This window comes from Amycolatopsis sp. MJM2582, assembly GCF_000754115.1.
GTDB lineage: Bacteria > Actinomycetota > Actinomycetes > Mycobacteriales > Pseudonocardiaceae > Amycolatopsis > Amycolatopsis japonica.
This window is the reverse complement of sequence record NZ_JPLW01000006.1, coordinates 351,513-370,341: the sequence shown is the minus strand read 5'-3', so window position 1 is coordinate 370,341 and position 18,829 is coordinate 351,513. Positions and strand designations below refer to the sequence as shown.

Here is an 18,829-nt window from a genome sequence, read left to right as displayed (position 1 = left end):
GTTTCACGTCAGGCGGGGTCGGAAGCGTCGAAAGCGAGTGCGATCAGGCGGTCGGCGTCCATCTCGTCGATGTCCGCGCCGTCGGGCGACTCGGTGGGGCGGTAGCCGGGATCGGCCAGCCGGGTCAGCAGGTCCAGCACGCCGGCTTCGCGGAGCCGGTCGGCGGGCACCGAAGCGAGGACCGCGCCGATACGGGCGACCTCGTCGTCAACGGCTTCTTCGGCGGGTGCCAGCCGGTCGCCGAGGATTTCGGCGAGCGCGGTGGGCGTCGGATGGTCGAACACGACCGTTGCGGGCAGCCGCAGACCGGTCGCCGCGTTGAGCCGGTTGCGGAGTTCGACCGCGCTGAGCGAGTCGAACCCGAGCTCCCGGAAGGCCTGCCGGACCCCGACCTGCTCCGGTGAGCCGAAGCCGAGCACCGCGGCGACGTTCGCGCGGATCAGGTCCAGCAGGGCCCGGCCGCGGGCGGCCGGGGCGAGCCCGGCCAGCCGGTCGGCGAGTCCCTCGGACTGTGTGCCGGTGGCCGCGGCGGCCCGGCGCACCGGCGCCTTCACCAGCCCCCGCAGCAATGGGTGCACTTCCTCGCCCCGCAGGGCGGCGAGGTCGATGTGCATCGGCAGCGGCGCCGGTTCGTACCCGGCACGGGCGGCGTCCAGCAACAGTAATCCGTCCTCAGTGGACAGAGGGCTCATCCCGGACCGCTTGAGCCGGGCGAGATCCGCCTCGCCCAGGTGGCCGGTCATCCCGCTCAGCTGGGCCCAGAAACCCCACGCGAGCGAGACCGCGGGCAACCCCTGCGCACGACGGTGCCGGGCGAGCGAGTCGAGGAAACTGTTGGCGGCGGCGTAGTTGCCCTGCCCGGCGTCACCGAACGCACCGGCGGCCGAGGAGAACAGGACGAACTCGGCGAGATCCGCGTCGCGGGTCAGTTCGTGCAGGTTGACCGCGGCGTCGACCTTCGGCCGCAGCACCTTCGCCAGCCGCTCGGGGGTCAGCGTGGCGACGAGGCCGTCGTCCAGGACACCGGCGGCGTGCACCACCCCGGTCAGCGGATGCTCCGGCGGGACGGTGGCGAGCAACGCGGCCAGCGCCGTCCGGTCCGCCGCGTCACAGGCGGCGATGGTCACCGAAGCCCCGGCGGCGGTCAGTTCCGCTTCGAGTTCCGTCATCCCGGCCGCGGCGCGGCCCCGGCGGCCGACCAGCAGCAGGTGCCGGATTCCGCGCACGGTGACCAGATGCCGGGCGACCAGCGCGCCGAGTGTCCCGGTGGCGCCGGTGATCAGCACCGTCCCGTTTTCGTCCATTGTGGACGGGATGGTGAGCACGTTCTTGCCGATGTGCTTGGCCTGGCTCATGAACCGGAACACCTCGGGCGCGCGGCGCGCGTCCCACACCGTCGGCCGGGGCACGGTGAGCGACCCGGTGCTGAACAGCTCCAGCAGCTCCGCCAGGATCTCGCCGATCCTCGGCCGTCCGGCGTCGAGCAGGTCGAACGCGCGGTAGGTGACGCCGGGATGGGCGGCCGCGACCTCGTCCGCGTCACGGATGTCGGTCTTGCCCATCTCGACGAACCGCCCGCCCTCGCCCAGCAGCCGCAGCGACGCGTCGACGAACTCCTTGGCGAGCGAGTCCAGGACGACGTCCATCCGGCCGAACCGGTCCTCGAAGTCCAGCGTGCGTGAGGAGGCGATGTGCTCGTCGTCGAACCCGAGGCTCCGCAGCACTTCCCACTTGCCGGGGCTCGCCGTGGCGAACACCTCGGCGCCGAGGTGGCGGGCCAGCTGGACCGCGGCCATGCCGACACCGCCGGTCGCGCCGTGGATCAGCACCTTCTCCCCCGGCCGGAGCCCGCCGAGGTCGACCAGCCCGTAGTAGGCGGTGAGGAAGACGACCGGCAGAGCCGCGGCTTCGGCGAACGTCCAGTCCACGGGCATCTCCGTGACCGTCCGCCGGTCGGCGATCGCGACCGGGCCGAACGCGCCGTCGAACAGGCCGAAGACCCGGTCGCCCGGCTTCAGGCCGGTCACGCCCGGACCGACCTCGGTGACGATGCCCGCGCCCTCGCTGCCCATCACCGCGTTGTCCTCGGGATACATGTCGAGCGTGATGAGCACGTCGCGGAAGTTGATCCCGGCGGCCCGGACCTGGATCCGGACCTCGCCGTCGGCAAGTGGCCGGGCCGCGGCGGGCGCCGGGACGAGCGCGAGCGCTTCCAGCGTGCCGCGACGGGGCGCGTCCAGCACCCAAGGCCCCTCGGGCGGGGTCAGCGTGCCGTCGGCGGAGACCTTGGCGAGCCTCGGCACGAGCAGTTCCCCGTCGCGCCACGCGAGCTGCGCCTCCCCGGTGGCCAGCACCTCGGCGGGCAACGCCGGCGGAAGGTCGGTGTCGCTGTCGAGGAGGACGATCCGGTCAGGATTCTCGGCCTGCGCGGACCGGACCAGGCCCCAGGCCGCCGCGGCCCCGAGGTCGCGGACGTCCTCGTCGGCGACCGCGCCGCGGGTGTGCAACACCAGCCGCGCGTCGGCGAACCGCTCGTCGTCCAGCCAGGTCCGGACCAGGTCCAGCACCCGGGCGGTCGTGCGATGGACGCTCTCGGTGAGGTCGCCGTCCTCGGCGCCCACCGGCACCAGCACCACGTCGGGAACCTCGGTGAGGGCGGCCAGATCGCCGTCGGGCAGGACCGTGACGGTCGGCGTCCCGATGGCTTCCGGTGTGGTCACCGGCGTCCAGCCGACGCGGAACAGCGAGTCCGGGCGGCGCGAGCCGGCCAGGGCGGCGGGCCGCGTGACCAGGCCTTCGACGGTCGCGACCGGCGCGCCCGCCGGGTCGGCCGCCGTCACCGCGACGGTGTCCGCCCCCACGGCGAGCCGGACCCGCAGCGCGGTGGCGCCGACGGCGTGCACGGTCACCCCGGTCCACGCGAACGGCAGTTCCGCGCCGTCGCCGGACCGGACGGTGCCGAGGGCGTGGAGCGCGGCGTCGAGCAACGCCGGGTGCAGACCGAACCGGTCCGCGCCCTCGGCGTCGGGCAGGACGACCTCGGCGAAGACGTCGGAACCCAGGGTCCAGGCCGCTCGCAGCCCCTGGAACGCCGGGCCGTAGCCGTACCCCTGGTCCTCGGCGTCGGCGTAGAAGCCGTCGAGGTCGACGCTCGTCGCGCCGGCGGGCGGCCAGTCGGTCAGGCCCTCTCCCGGGTTCTCCTCCGAAGTCAGGAAGCCGGACGCGTGCCGCACCCAGTTGTCGTCACCGGATTCGGCCTGGGAGTGCACGGTGACCTCGCGGCGTCCGTCCACTTCGGACCCCAGGACGACCTGGACGCGGACGCCGCCCTGCTCGGGAAGTGGCAACGGGGCTTCGAGGGTCAGCTCGTCGATCCGGCCGCAGCCCGCGTGGGTTCCGGCCTGCAGCGCGAGTTCCACGAACGCGGTACCCGGCAGCAGCACGGTGCCCTGCACCGCGTGGTCGGCCAGCCACGGCTGCGCGGCCGTCGAGATCCGGCCGGTGAGCAGGAGCCCACCGGAACCCGGCAGCGCGGTCGCGGCGGTGAGCAGCGGATGCCCGGTGGCGCCGAGTCCGAATCCGGCGGCGTCGCCCGGTTCCCCGGCGTCGGTGAGCCAGAACTCCTGATGCTGGAAGGCATAGGGCGGCAGATCCACCCAGCCCGCCTCGGGCAGCAGCGCGGCCCAGTCGGGGCTCAGGCCGTGGGCGTGCGCCTCCGCCAGGGAGGTGACGAACCGGGTCGGCCCGCCCTCGTCGCGGCGCAGGCTCGCGAGCGCGACGGCGGGCACGGCGGCCTCTTCGACGAGTTCGGTCAGCCCGGCGACCAGCACCGGATGCGGGCTCGTCTCGACGAAGAACCGGAACCCGTCCGCGATCAGCCGCCGCACCGCCTGGTCGAACCGGACGGTGGCCCGGAGATTGCGGAACCAGTAGGCGGCGTCAAGGGTGGCCGTGTCGATCGGCTCACCGGTGACGGTCGAATACATCGGAAGTTCGGCCTCGCGCGGTGTGATTCCGCTCAGCGCCGTCACGACCTCGTGTTCGATCGCGTCGACGTGAGCCGAGTGCGACGCGTAGTCCACCGGAACCCGCTTCGCCCGCACGTCGAGCAGCTCACACCGCTTGAGCAGTGCCTCCAGCCCGGCGACGTCACCGGACACGACGACGGAGGCCGGGCCGTTCACCACGGCCACGGAAACACCGTCGGGCAGCAGTTCCCGGACGCGGTCCTCCGATGCCGCGACCGACACCATCCCGCCCAGTCCGGACAGCGCCAGGATCGCCTTGCTGCGCAGGCAAACCACGCGGGCGGCGTCTTCCAGAGACAGCGCGCCCGCGACACACGCGGCCGCAATCTCGCCCTGCGAGTGCCCGACCACGGCGGCGGGTTCGATCCCGCACGCCCGCCAGAGCCGGGCCAGCGACACCATCACCGCGAACAGCACCGGCTGGACGACGTCCACCCGTTCCAGCGCCGCCGCGTCGGACAGGACGTGCGTCAGCTTCCAGTCCACATGGGACAGCAGAGCGGTCTCGCAGTCGGCCATCGCTTCGGCGAAGACGGCTGATGAGCCGAGCAGGTCCACCGCCATCCCGGTCCACTGCGAACCCTGGCCGGGGAAGACGAAGACGGCCTTGCCGCTCTCGGCGACCCCATCGACCACGTGGGGCGCGGGAGCGGCGTCGGCGAGCGCGCGCAGCCCGGCGGTCAACCCGGTGCGGTCACCGGCCACCACCACGGCACGGTGGTCCAGCGCGGACCTGGTCACCGCGAGCGCGCGGGCCACGGCGGGCAGGGAGACGTCGTCGGTCAGGTGCCCGGCGAGCCGGCCCGCCTGCGCGGCCAAGGCCGCGGACGTCTTTCCGGACAGGACGAACGACAGCACGTCTCCACCGAGCGGCGAGGTGTCCGAAGTGGACTGTTCGATCGGCTCCGCCTGCTCCAGGACGACGTGCGCGTTGGTCCCGCTGATCCCGAACGACGAGACCGCGGCGCGCCGGGGCCCGCCGGTTTCCGGCCAGGCGACGGGCTCGGCCAGCAGGGACACGTTCCCGGCCGTCCAGTCGACCTTGGTCGACGGTGTGCCGAGGTTGAGCGTGCGGGGCAGCACACCGTGGCGCATCGCCTGCACCATCTTGATGATCCCGCCGACGCCGGCCGCGGCCTGGGTGTGGCCGAGGTTGGACTTCAGCGATCCCAGCCACAGCGGCCGGTCCCGATCCTGGCCGTAGGTGGCGAGCACCGCCTGCGCCTCGATGGGGTCGCCCAGCGGCGTCCCGGTGCCATGCGCCTCCACAGCGTCCACTTCGGACGGTTCGAGGCCGGCGTCCGCCAGCGCCCGGCGGATCACCCGCTGCTGCGACGGACCGCTCGGGGCGGTGAGGCCGTTGGACGCGCCGTCCTGGTTGACCGCGCTCCCCCGCATGATCGCGAGGACGCGATGACCGTTGCGGCGCGCGTCGGAAAGGCGCTCCACCAGGAGCATCCCGACACCTTCGCTCCACACCGTGCCGTCGGCGTCGTCCGAAAAGGACTTGCAGCGGCCGTCGGGCGCGAGGCCGCGCTGACGGCTGAAGTCCACGAAGACCTCGGGCGTGGCCATCACGGTCACCCCGCCCGCCAGCGCCATCGAACATTCACCGCGGCGCAACGCCTGCGCGGCCAGGTGCAGTGCCACCAGCGACGACGAACAGGCCGTGTCGATCGTGACCGCCGGGCCTTCCAGGCCGAAGGTGTAGGCGACCCGGCCGGAGTGGATGCTGGCCGAGGTCCCGTTGCCGAGGTAGCCCTCGACGTCGTCGGGCACGCGGTTCAGCCCCGTCGCGTAGTCGTGGTACATCACCCCGGCGAACACACCGGTCCCGCTGCCGCGCAAGGACTTCGGGTCGATCCCGGCCCGTTCGACGGCTTCGTGGGAGATCTCCAGCAGCAGCCGCTGCTGCGGGTCCATCGCCAGCGCCTCCCGCGGCGAGATCCCGAAGAAGCCCGGATCGAACTGCCCTGCGTCGTGCAGGAAACCACCCTCGCGCACGTAGGTGGTGCCGCGGTGGTCGGCGTCGGGGTGGTAGACGCCGTCGGTGTCCCAGCCGCGGTTCTCGGGGAACCGGGTGATGCCGTCGTTCCCGTCGGCGACCAGGCGCCACAGGTCGTCGGGTGTGCTCACCCCGCCCGGATAGCGGCAGGCCATGCCGATGATGGCGATCGGCTCGTCGGCTTCGGCCGGAGCGGGCACGTCGTCCCGGACGGGACCGGATCCGGCGGCGAGGAACGTCGCGACCGCACGCGGGTTCGGGTGATCGAACACCAGAGTCGGCGCGATCTTCAGCCCGGTGGCCGCGATCAGCCGGTTGCGCAGTTCCACGGCCGCGAGCGAGTCGAAACCGACCTCGGTGAACGCGCGGTCCGGGTCGATCGCGTGGGCGTCCGGGTGCCCCAGGACGGCGGCGACCGTCGTGCGGACGAGGTCGAGCAGAGCGGCCTCGTCCAGCCCGCCGCGCTGCGCGGCCGACGGCGCCGGGCGGGTGACCCGGACGAGTCCCTTGAGGACTGCCGGAAGACCTTCGGCGGAGGCGCGGGCGCGCAACGCGGCACGGTCCATCCGCATCGGCAGCAGCACCGGCCGGTCCGCCGCCAGCGCCGCGTCGAACAACGCGAGTCCGTCCACTTCGGACAGTGCCCGCTGACCGGAGCGGGCGATCCGGCGCAATCCCGCCTCGTCGAGCCGTTCGCCCATCCCGGTGGACCACAGACCCCAGCCCAGTGCGACGCCGGGGCGGCCTTCCGCACGGCGGCGAAGGGCGAGTGCTTCGAGGAAGGCGTTGGCCGCCGCGTAGTTGGCCTGGCCGGCGCCGTCGAAGGTGGCCGCGGACGACGAGAACAGCACGAACGCCGACAGGTCGAGGTCGCGGGTGAGTTCGTCCAGGACGAGCGCGCCGGTGACCTTCGGCCGCAGGACGGCCGCCAGCCGCTCGTGGTCGAGCGTCGTGATGGTCGCGTCGTCGAGGACGCCGGCGGCGTGAACGACCGCCGACACCGGATGCTCGGCGAGCAGTGCCGCGACGGCCTCGCGGTCGGCGATGTCGCAGGCAGCGACGGTGACGTCGGCACCCAGCGCGGTGAGGTCGTCGACGAGCGGGCCCGCGGTACCGCGACGGCTCACGAGAAGCAGGCTGCGCACCTCGTGCCGCTCGACCAGATACCGGGCCAGCAGCCCGGCGAGGCCGCCGGTCCCGCCGGTGATCAGCACCGTGCCGCCGGTGGTGAACGAGGCCGGGGCCGGGCTCGGAACGCGCGTCAGCCTGGGGATCAGCACCGCGCCGTCGCGGACGGCGAACTCGGGTTCCCCGGAAGCCAGACCGGCGGCGAGTCCGTCTTCTCCCGCGACGTCGGCCAGTACCAGCCGGTCCGGGTGCTCGGCCTGCGCGGAACGCACGAGCCCCCAGACGGCGGCCGCGGCGGGATCGGGGTTTTCGGTGGCGACGGCGCCATCGGTGAGCAGCGCCAGGCGGGCGGGGGCGAACCGGTCTTCGGCGAGCCATGCCTGCACGAGGTCCAGCACGGTTTCGAGAGTGGTGCAACGGACGGCGACGACCGGGGGCACGTCGTCGACGGCGGTGAGATCCGGGTAGAGCCGGTACTCAGCGGCGCCCGGCGTCTCGGGAAGCGGAATCCAGTCGACACCGTAGAGCGCGCCATCTTGCGCACGGGGCGCGGTGGAAAGTGGTCGCAGTGCCAGGGATTCCACCGACGCGACGAGTTCGCCCGCGCCGTCGGCGACCTTCAGGGACACCGAGTACGTCCCGGCTTCGGCACCCGCGACGTGGTTCTCGAGCTTGACGCGCAGAACGTCGGCGCCGCGTGCGTGCAGGGTCACGCCGGACCACGCGAACGGCAGCGCCGCGGGACCACCTCCCCCGGAACCGAGTTCGAGCACGTGCAGGGCCGCGTCCAGCAACGCCGGATGCACACCGAACCCGCCCTGGGTCTCCGGCACGGCGGCGACCTCGGCGTAGAGGTCGTCACCGGACCGCCACGCGGCGCGCAGGCACCGGAACGCCGGCCCGTAATCGAGGCCGGAATCGGCGAGCCGGTCGTAGAGATCGGAAAGGTCGAGAGCCTCACCGGCGGGCGGCCACGCCCCGAAATCGGGAGCGGGTGCCGCCGCGCCGAGGGTGCCCGAAGCGCACCGCGTCCACTCTTCGTCCTCCGTGTCGCGGAAGAAGATCAGAAGCCTGCCGTCCCGGACCGACACCTGAACCTGAACGCCCGCTTCGGAAAGCACCATCGGCACTTCGAGGGTCAGTTCGTCGACGCCGCCGGAGCCCGCGAGCTCCGCGGCCCGCAACGCCAGTTCGAGCAGCGCGGTACCCGGCAGCACCACGTCACCGCCGACGACGTGGTCGGCGAGCCAGGGCTGGGTGAGCGGGGACAACCTGCCGGAGAGCAGCAGGGCACCGTCTTCGGCCGTGGTGACCGACGCCCGCAGGAGCGGATGCCCGGTGTCGCCCAGACCGTAGGCGCCGGGATCCCCGGCGGTGTCCCGGTCGATCAGCCAGTATCGCTGCCGCTCGAAGGCATAAGTCGGCAAATCGGCCTTCGGGTGCTCGCCGAACACCTGGCGCCAGCCGGGTTCGGCGCCACGGACCCACAGCTCGGCCAGCGACGCGGCGAGCGCCTCCGCCTCCGGCCGCGACCCGCGCAGGCTCGGCACCAGCGCCGGGCCCTCACCGTCGAGGACCTCGGCGGCCATCGGCGTCAGCACCGCGTCCGGGCCGAGCTCCAGGAGCACGTCGACGCCGAGCTCGTCCAGACGCCGCACGCTGTCGGCGAACCGCACCGGGCGGCGCACGTGCTCCACCCAGTACTCCGGTGCCGTCGCCTCGGCGATCAGGTCACCGGACACAGTGGACACCAGCGGGATCGCCGGTTTCCGGAAGGTGAGGATCTCGGCGAACCGGCGGAATTCGTCGAGCATCCCGTCCATGTGGTGCGAGTGGAAGGCGTGGCTCACCTTGAGCCGTTTGGTCTTGCGCCCGGCGAACGCGGCGGCGAGTTCCTCGACCGCGGCCTCGTCGCCGGAGACGACCACCGACCGCGGGCCGTTGACGGCCGCGATCGCGAGACGGTCGCCCAGCAGCGGCAGGATCTCGTCCTCCGTCGCCTGCACAGCGAGCATCGCGCCACCCTCGCGCGTGTCCTGCATCAGGCGTCCCCGCGCGGCGACGAGCGCGGCGGCGTCGGACAGCGAGAGCATGCCCGAGACGTGCGCGGCGGCCAGCTCGCCGATCGAGTGACCGGCGACGTAATCGGGGCGCAGGCCCCAGTGCTCGTACAGCCGGAACAGCGCGACCTCGACGGCGAACAGCGCGCACTGCGCGTATTCGGTGCGGTGCAGCAGCCCGGCTTCCTCAGTGCCCTCGTCGGCGAACACGATCTCGGCCAGTGGCCGGTCCAGTTGCAGGTCGAGGTGCCCGCAGGCGTCGTCGAAGGCGGCGGCGAACACCGGGAACCGGCGGTACAGTTCGCGGCCCATCCCGGCACGTTGGCTGCCCTGGCCGCTGAAGACGATCCCGACCCGCGCCGTCCCGGCCGCGGTCCCGTGGACCAGGTTCGGCAGAGCGTCACCGGCGGCCAGCGCGTCCAGCCCGGCCAGCAGTCCTTCGCGGTCGGCGGCGGTCACCACGGCCCTCCGCTCCAGGGCGGAGCGGGTGGTGGCGAGCGCGGCGGCGACGGCCGGGAGGTCGTCGCCGGGCAGGTCTTCACGCAGCCGGGCGGCCTGACGGCGCAAGGCGTTCTCGTCGCGGCCGCTGACGGGGAACAGCCAGGTGGACCAGGCTTCCGGCGCCGGCTCGGTCTCTTCCTCGGCGGGGGCCTGTTCGAGGACGGCGTGCGCGTTGGTCCCGCTCATCCCGAACGACGACACCGCCGCGCGGCGGGGCGCCCCGGTCTCCGGCCAGGCGGCCGTCTCACCGAGCAGCTCGACGGCGCCGGACGACCAGGCGACCTTCGGCGTGGGCTCGTCGGCGTGCAGGGTCTTGGGCAGCACACCGTGCCGCATCGCCTGCACCATCTTGATCACCCCGGCCACCCCGGCGGCCGACTGGGTGTGCCCGATGTTCGACTTGACCGAACCGAGCAGCAGCGGGCGCTCGCGGTCGCGGCCGTAGGTCGCCAGGAGTGCCTGCGCCTCGATCGGGTCGCCGAGGACGGTACCGGTGCCGTGTGCTTCGACGGCGTCCACTTCGGACGGTGCGAGCCCGGCGTTCGCCAGCGCGCGCCGGATCACCCGCTGCTGTGCGGCACCGTTGGGCGCGGTGAGGCCGTTGCTGGCGCCGTCGGAGTTGATCGCGGTGCCGCGGACGACGGCGAGCACCCGGTGCCCGTTGCGCCGGGCGTCGGAAAGCCGTTCCAACACCAGCATCCCGACACCTTCGGACCAGCCGGTGCCGTCCGCCGCGGCGGAGAACGGCTTGCAGCGTCCGTCCGGCGCGAGCCCGCGCTGACGGCTGAAGGCGAGGAAACCGCCGGGGCTCGACATCACCGCGACGCCGCCTGCCACCGCGATCGGGCACTCCCCCAGCCGCAGTGCCTGCCCTGCCAGGTGCAGTGCGACCAGCGACGACGAGCACGCGGTGTCCACGGTGACCGTCGGACCCTCGAACCCGAAGGCGTACGAGACGCGGCCGGACGCGACACTCGCCGCGTTACCGGTCAGCAGATAGCCTTCGAGGCCTTCTTCCGCACCACCGAGACGCGGTCCGTATTCCTGGGTCTCCGCGCCGACGAACACGCCGGTCGCGCTCCCCCGCAAGGTGGCGGGATCGATCCCCGCCCGCTCGAAGGCCTCCCACGACGTCTCCAGCAGGAGCCGCTGCTGCGGATCCATCGCCAGCGCCTCACGCGGCGAGATCCCGAAGAACCCCGCGTCGAACTCCCCTGCGCCGTCGAGGAAACCGCCTCGCCGGGTGTAGGTCTTGCCCGGCACCCCGGGGTCGGGGTCGTACAGCGACTCCACGTCCCAGCCGCGGTCGGCCGGGAAGTCCGACGTCGCGTCCCCACCCTCGGTGACCAGCCGCCAGAGGTCTTCCGGCGAACCGATCCCGCCGGGGTAACGGCAGGCCATGCCGACGATCGCGATCGGTTCGTCGTCGGCGATCGCCTGGTAGTCCTCGACCTCGGCCACGGCCTCCCCGGCGAGCAGGTCACGCAGGTGACCGGCGAGCGCCGACGGCGTCGGATGGTCGAAGACGAGCGTCACCGGCAGCTCCAGCGCGGTGGCCGCCGAGATCCGCCGATGCAGCTCCACGGCCGCGAGGGAATCGAACCCGAGTTCGGCGAAGGGCGTGCCGGGAGCCGCGGTCCCCGCGCCCGGTTTCGCCTCCAGCACCGCTTCGGTCTCGGCGACGACCAGCGCGGCGAGCGCCCGCCGCCGCTCCCCGTCCGGGGTTTCGTCGAAAGCGGCCAGCACCGTGGCCCAGTCCGGCCGAACACGTCGAGTTCGCAGAATCAGTTCGTCTCGCATGGTCCGCATTTCGGGTTCGAGGATGGGATTCCGAAGCTAGTGCGGGAACGGACCCCTTTCGCACCCCTACGTGCCCCTGTTCACCGTCGCGCGCGGGGTGCAGGCAGGGGTCGGCGCGGCGGTTCCGAAGACGGCGAGTGGGTCGTGAGTGGCGTTTCGGGTTCTAACCCGAAACGCCACTCACGACCGGGGCACTGTCGCGCGCGGGTCGGACAGGAGTCAGTGACCGAGCCGGTCCGCCAGCTCCCGCTTGAGGATCTTGCCGCTGGGCCCGAGCGGCATCGCGTCCAGGAACTCCACCCGCCGCGGATACTTGTAGGCCGCGACGCGCTTCTTGCTCCACGCCACGAGCTCCGCCGCCAGCTCCGGCCCGGGTTCCCGATCGGAAGCGGCCACGACGACGGCGCAGACCTCCTCGCCGTACCGGTCGTCCGGCACGCCGACGACGGCGACCTGGGCGATCGCGGGATGCCTGGTCAGCACTTCTTCGATCTCACGGGGGTACACGTTGTAGCCGCCGCGAAGGATCATGTCCTTCTTGCGATCCACAATGGACAGATAACCGTCGTCGTCGAGGAAGCCGAGGTCGCCGCTGCGGAACCAGCCGTCCACGATCGCGGCGGCCGTCGCCTCGGGGCGGTTCAGGTAGCCCGCCATCACGTTGTGCCCCCGGACGACGATTTCGCCGACCTCGCCCGGCGGCACGAGTTCGATCCGGTCTTCGGTCTCGGCACGCGCGATGGCGACGTCCACGCCCCAGATCGGTTTGCCGACGGTGCCCGCGCGGGTCGGCCACGCGCGCTGGTTGTAGGCCACCACGGGCGAGGTCTCGGTGAGGCCGTACCCCTCGTAGATCGGGCAGTCGAACACGGCCTCGAACCGCTCCAAGAGCGCCACGGGCAACGACGAACCGCCGGAGAAGGCCCGGTCGAGTTTAGGCCGCCGAGGTTCGTCCTCGGCGGCCTCCAGCAACGCGACGTACATCGTCGGCACGCCCATGAACAGCGAGCAGTTCTGTTCCACCATCAGGTCCAGCGCGGCACGCGCGTCGAACCGCGACATCAGCACCATCGTCGCACCGGCACGGAAACAGGTCGCCATCCCGCAGATCTGGCCGAAGGTGTGGAACAGCGGCAGGCAGCCGAGCAGCACGTCGTCGGCGTGGAAGTCGAACGGCGACAGCATCGTGGTGGCCACGTTCAGCACGATGCTCAGATGGGTCAGCATCGCGCCCTTGGGTTTGCCGGTCGTCCCCGAGGTGTAGAGGATCAGCGCGAGGTCCGAGGGTTCGCGCGGTTCGTACCGCTCGATCTCGGTGGCCGCCCCGGCGAGGACGTCGAGGCGGACGCGGCCGGTGTCGACGTCCTCCAGCATCGTCAGGACTTCGACACCGGCCGCGTCGGCGGCCTCGCCGCCCTGCTCCAGCAGGGCGGCTCCGCAGATCAGCACCCTGGCGTCGCAGTCGCCGAGGATGTAGTGGATCTCCTCCGCGACGAGCAACGTGTGCACCGGCACGACGACCGCGCCGAGCGCCAGCGCACCGAAGTAGACCATCGGGAACTCCGGCGTGTTCGGCAGGAGCAGCACGACCCGGTCGCCGGCGGCGACCCCCTGGTCCCGGAGCGCGGAGGCGTACCTCTTCGCCCCGGCCCAGAGTTCCCGGTAGGAGAACGGTTCCCCGTCGAACACGAGCGCGGGGTGGTCCGGCCGCCTGCCCGCCGAATCGGCGAGGACGGCCGCGAGGGACAAGGACACCGGACTCCCCTCTCAGCCGCGGGGCAGACCGAGATCCAGCCAGATCTGGTCCAGCGCCTCGACCATCTTCTGCACGTCGCTGCCGGTGTGCACCGCCGACGGGGCCGTGCGCAGGATCTCCTGTCCGAACGGGACACTCGGCGCGTTGATCGACTGGATGTAGATCCCGTGCCGCTGCAACAGGAGTTCGTGCACCTTCTTGCAGAGCGCGTCGTCGCCGACCAGGATCGACACGATATGCGACTCGTCCGAAAGGAACGGGATGCCGCGTTCGGCGAGCAGTTTGTGCAGCAGCTGCGCGTTGTCGGCGAGGATCTCGCGCTCCCGCTCCGACGAACGCAGGTGCCGGACGGCGGCGAGCGCCCCGGCGGCCACGGCGGGCGGCAGCGCGGTGGTGAAGATGAACGAACGCGAGTGCGTGCGCACGGCGTCGATCAGCGCGGCGGGCCCGGCGATGTACCCACCGGTGGTGCCGAAACCCTTGGCCAGCGTGCCCATCACGACGGTGAACTCGTCGGCGATCCCCTCGCGCGCGGCGATCCCGGCGCCTTCGGGGCCGTACATCCCGACGGCGTGCACTTCGTCCACATAGGTCATGGCGTCGTACTGCTTCGCCAGCGCGGCGAATTCCGCCAGCGGCGCGACGTCGCCGTTCATCGAGTAGACCGATTCGAACACGATCATCTTCGGCCGGTCGGCCGGAGCGGCGGCGAGCAGCTCGGCCAGATGCGCGACGTCGTTGTGGCGGAAGATCTTCTTCTCCGCGCCGCTGTGCCGCAGCCCGTCGATGATGGAGGCGTGGTTCTTCTCGTCGGAGAACACGATGCAGTCCTCGGGGCGGCCCGCCAGCACGGTCAGCGAACCGTCGTTGGCGGTGTAGCCGGAGGTGAACAGCAGCGCGTCCTCTTTGCCGTGCAGTTCGACCAGTTCGCGTTCCAGCGCCACGTGGTAGTGGTTAGTGCCCGCGATGTTGCGCGACCCGCCCGCCCCGGCGCCGAATCGCTCGACGGCCTCCTTCATCGCGGAGAGCACGTCCGGGTGCTGGCCCATGCCGAGGTAGTCGTTGCTGCACCAGACGTTGATCTCGGCGACCGCTTCGGCCTCCTCGTACCGGCTGGCGGTCGGGAACCGGCCCGCCTGCCGCCCGATCTCCAGGAAGTCGCGTTTCTGCAGCACTTCGCCCTGCAGGGTGCGCTGGAAGGACTCCAGATAGGTGGTCATGACGTCAACTCGCTCTCTGGCTTGGCGTGGCTGGACTTGGTGGCGGGTTTCGCCTCCTCGCGGAGGCGGAGCTTGTCCGGCTTCCCCGCGTCGGTCAGCGGAAGCTCGGCGCGGAGCCGGATCTCCGCCGGCACGTGGCTCGGTGACAGCGCCCGCGCGACATGCGCGGCCAGGTCGGCGGGATCCACGTCCCTGCCCCGGCGCGGCACCGCGATCGCGTGCATGTACTCGACGTTGTCCTCGTCGGCGACCCCGAACACCGCGGCCTGCGCGACGTCCGGATGGGCCAGCAGCGCGTTCTCGACCTCGGCCGGGTACACCTTGATGCCGTTGGTCTTGATCATGTCGGCGAGCCGGTCGACCAGGTACAGGTAGCCGTTCTCGTCGAGGTAGCCGACGTCGCCGGTGTGCAGCCAGCCGTCGATGAGGACCCGCGAGGTCAGGTCGGGCCGCTTCCAGTAGCCGTCCATCATCATCGGCGACCGGACGCAGATCTCCCCGGTCTTCCCGGCGGGCAGCTCGTGCCGCACGTGCGGGTCGCGGATGCCGACCTGGACGAACGGGACCGCCTTGCCGACCGTGGTGAGCAGTTCCGGCTTCAGGTGCTCTTCCGGCGAAAGCGCGGCGATCACCCAGCTTTCGGTGGTGCCGTAGATCTGGATCAGCTTCGCGCCGAACACCTCCGCGGCCCGGGAGAGCCGCACCGGCGAGGCCGGGCTCCCGCCGTAGTAGAGCTCGCGCAGGCTGGAATGGTCGGTGGTGCCCAGCGCCGGATGGTCGAGCAGGTCGTAGAGCTGCGGGGTGGCCAGGTAGACCCGGTTGACCCGGTGGCGTTCCACGGCTTCGAGCACGGCGCCGGCGTCGAATCCCTCGTGCAGGACGATCATCCCGCCGGAGGCGACCGCGTCGTCCACTGTGGACGAGACGGAATGACTGAGCGGCGTGGTGACCAGCATCGTGCAGCGTTCGGTCATGTGCCGGGCCTTGGTGACCACCGCGCCCAGCCCGCCGAACCCGCGGCCGATGCCCTTGGGCCTGCCGGTGGTCCCGCTGGTGTAGGTCAGCACCGCGGTGCCCTCGGCTCGCGGCTCGACCTCGCTCGCGGTCCCGGTGATGTCGGCGACGTCGTCACCGAAGTCCCCGAAAGCCGCCAACGCCGCCGGTTCCGCCATGTCGTCGCGGATCTTCCTGGCCCTGTCGAGGTTCGCCGCGTCGGTGAGCAGGACCGTGGTGCCGGTGTCGTCGACGATCTCGACCTGGGTGGCGACCGGGAGTTCGTCCAGCGGATCGGCGGCGTTGATCCCGCGCAGGTGCACCACGGTGGCGCCGATCAGGTTGGCGGCGTACCGGCCGATGAGCGTCGCCGGGCTGTTCCCCACGGTCAGCAGGGCCACCACCCCGCCCTCGCCGGTCCCGCGGTCGCGCAGCGCGGCGGCGGCACCGGTGATGGCCGCCGCGAGTTCCGCCGAGGTCAGCGCTTCGTCGCCGTGGCGCAACGCGATCTCGTCCGGCCGCGTGGAAAGCACGTCCAGCAGCTGGCTGACGTAGTGGTCGATCTGCACCGCGCTACTCCGTTCCCGCGGCCCGGCCGGCGAGCTCTTCGAGGTGGGCCACGGCGGACTCCACGCCCGGCATGGTCAGGCTCCGCCGCTGGGCCCGCGCGACGGTGGCCGCGATCCGGGTGTCGGCCAGCACCGCGCGGCAGGTCTCGGCGACCGCTTCCGGTGTGGTGGCGGGGATCTGCTTGCCGAACCCGAGCTCCTCGATACGGCGCGCGTTGTGCGGCTGGTCGCCGAACTGCGGCAGCGTGGCCATCGGCACTCCGGCGCGCAGCGCCTCACGGATGCTGTTGTACCCGGCGTGCGTCAGGAACAGCTGCGCGCATTCGAGCAGCAGCGGCTGCGGCATCCGTTCGACGACGAGCACGTTGTCACCGACCTCGACGTCGCCGATCGGGAACCCGGCCGTCGCCACCACCGCCGAACAGTCCACACTGGACAGTCCTTCGATCAGGGCGCGCACCGTGACGTCGGGGTCTTCCATCTCCTCCGGCGGGTCGATGCCGAACGCCTTGAACGCGCCGAGCATGGGCAGCGCGGTGCCGACCGAGGCGAGCACCAGCGGCCGGTCCGCGGGCAGCGCGGCGATCTCCGGCGGCAGGACCTCGCCGGTGGCCACCTCCGACGGCTGGCGGTAGGTGAACGGCGTCGGCAGATCGAAGGCGGCGAACGAGGTGTCGGCGGGCAGGCAGTCGAAACGGCCGTAGCGGTGCACCATCCCGGCGTCGGGTTCGGCGGCGAGCCCCAGCTCCTGGCGGCGTTCGTTCAGCGGCTCCACCAGACCCGCCGGGTCGATCAGGTTGCCCGCACCCGACGGCGCGCTGATGTACGGGACGCCGAGCTGCTCGGCGACCAGCGCGCCGGACAGCTCCGCGCCGTCACGCACCACGATGTCGGGCTGGAACTCCTTGGCCAGGGGGTAGAGCTTCTGGTAGGCGGTGGTGACGTGCGGGCCGCTCGCGGTGGCGATCAGCTGGTCGCGTGTGTCCAGCACCCGGCGCGGGGTCCCGGCCGCTTCGGCCTCCTGACGTTCCTGCACCATCCGGCCGATGGCCTCGACCATGCCCGGAAGCACCGGTTCGATCCGCATGAGCCCGGGCTCGAAGACGTCGGCCAGTTCCGGCGGGGTCACGACGAGGACGTCGTGGCCCGCCTTCGCCGCCGCCCTGGCCAAGGGCAGCACCGCCCGTGCGTGGCCCTGCGAGCCGGTCACGGTGCACAAAACCCGCATGGGGTCCACCTTTCGTTTCTGTCCTTTGAGGACGGTCAGGGAACGGGATCGAGGGACGGCGTGCGCACCGGGTCGACCGGCGGCCTGCCGAAGCCGCGCCAGGCGATGCCGGACCGGCTGAGCGCGTCGGGGTCGAGGTGGTTGCGGGTGTCGATGACGACCGGTCCTTCGAGCAGGCCGGCGATCCGCGGCCAGTCCAGGGCACGGAACTGCGGCCAATCGGTCAGCAGGACCAGCGCGTGCGCGTCCTTCGCGATGTAGTAGGGGTCGTCGACGACCCGGACGCCGGGGATCGGCGGTTCGGCGCCGGTGAGGCCGGGGTCGTATCCGGTCAGTTCCGCGCCGCGCTCGGCCAGCAGCCGGGCGACGCTCAGTGCCGGGGAATCCCGGAGATCGTTGGTGCCCGCCTTGAAGGTCAGCCCGAGCAGGCCGATCCGCAGGCCGGTGAGATCCGCGTCCGCGGCCAGCCCGCAGGCCACGGCGATCCGTTCGACCACCCGGGACGCCTGCTTCGCGTTCCCGGAGATGACCTCGTCGAGCAGGCCGAACTCGAAACCCGCGACCTCGGCGACCTGCTTGAGCGCCATGGTGTCCTTGGGCAGGCAGGAACCACCCCAGCCCGGCCCCGGCGAGAGGAACGTCGGGCCGATCCGTCGGTCGTAACCCATGCCTTCGGTGACGTCGCCGATGTCGGCGTCGAGCCGCTCGCACAGTTCGGCGATGGCGTTCACATAGGACAGTTTCGTGGCGAGGAAACAGTTGGCGGCGTACTTGACCATCTCCGCGCTCGCCGCGTCGGTCAGCACCGTCGGGGCGCCGAGCCGGGCGTAGAGCGCCGCGACGCGTTCCGCCGGGCCGCGGGTGTCGGAACCGACGACGATCCGGTCCGGGTTGAGGAAGTCGTGGACGGCGGTGCCCTCGCGGAGGAACTCCGGATTGCTCACCACCGCGACGTCGTCCCGGCCGAGCAGCGCGGCGACCCTGGCCGCGGTCCCGACCGGCACGGTCGACTTGTTCACCAGCACGCAACCCGGCGAAAGCACGTCGCGGACCTTGGTCGCGACGTCGATGACGGCCGACAGATCGGCCATCCCGCCCTCGCCCATCGGGGTGGGTACACAAAGGAACACGGCTTCCGCGGTCTCGACGGCCTCCGCGGCCGATTCGACGAAACCGAGCCGTCCGGCGGCGATTCCCTCGGCGACCAGACCGGGCAGGCCCTTTTCCAGGATGTCGACCTCACCGCGCTGGAGCCGGGCCAATTTGCCGCGATCGGAATCGGTGCACCGGACCCGGTGTCCGAGCGAGGCGAGACACGCCGCGGTGGTCAGCCCGACGTATCCGGCGCCGACGACGGCCACTTGGTAGGAATGCAACGTGAGACACCTTTCAGTCGGCGAAATCCGGCTCCGAATTCCGGGAAAGGGGATTCGGAAGCGAGAGCCGATCGGGCCGGGAATTGGCGGTCCGGCCGATGAACCCGACAGTAGGATCGGCCTCGAAGCGCCAACAACCCCTAGCGACCGGTGCCCACCCCTAAT

Annotated in this window: 6 protein-coding genes; all 6 read right to left on the bottom strand. The window is 71.8% G+C overall.

Going from position 1 to position 18,829, the window contains the following annotated elements; translation table 11 throughout:
- Positions 1 to 8: 8 nt before the first annotated feature.
- Positions 9 to 11,531 carry a type I polyketide synthase gene (locus ED92_RS32920; protein WP_037345120.1) on the bottom strand — a complete coding sequence of 3,841 codons (11,523 nt, stop codon included), beginning with the start codon at positions 11,529 to 11,531 and terminating at the stop codon, positions 9 to 11.
- Between the two features lie 210 nt (positions 11,532 to 11,741).
- Complete coding sequence (locus ED92_RS32915) at positions 11,742 to 13,277, bottom strand: long-chain fatty acid--CoA ligase (protein WP_037345119.1); 1,536 nt, start codon at positions 13,275 to 13,277, stop codon at positions 11,742 to 11,744.
- Between the two features lie 12 nt (positions 13,278 to 13,289).
- On the bottom strand, positions 13,290 to 14,498 hold the full coding sequence (hemA, locus tag ED92_RS32910) for a 5-aminolevulinate synthase (protein ID WP_037345118.1): 1,209 nt from the start codon (positions 14,496 to 14,498) through the stop codon (positions 13,290 to 13,292).
- Positions 14,495 to 16,060, bottom strand: a complete 1,566-nt coding sequence (locus ED92_RS32905) for an AMP-binding protein (protein ID WP_052121010.1) — start codon at positions 16,058 to 16,060, stop codon at positions 14,495 to 14,497. The genes hemA and ED92_RS32905 overlap by 4 nt, the downstream gene beginning before the upstream one ends.
- A 4-nt stretch (positions 16,061 to 16,064) precedes the next feature.
- A complete protein-coding gene (locus ED92_RS32900) occupies positions 16,065 to 17,288 on the bottom strand; it encodes a glycosyltransferase (RefSeq protein WP_037345117.1) in 1,224 nt (407 codons plus the stop codon).
- Positions 17,289 to 17,323: 35 nt separating this feature from the next.
- Positions 17,324 to 18,664, bottom strand: a complete 1,341-nt coding sequence (locus ED92_RS32895; RefSeq protein WP_037345116.1) for a UDP-glucose/GDP-mannose dehydrogenase family protein — start codon at positions 18,662 to 18,664, stop codon at positions 17,324 to 17,326.
- Positions 18,665 to 18,829: the final 165 nt, after the last annotated feature.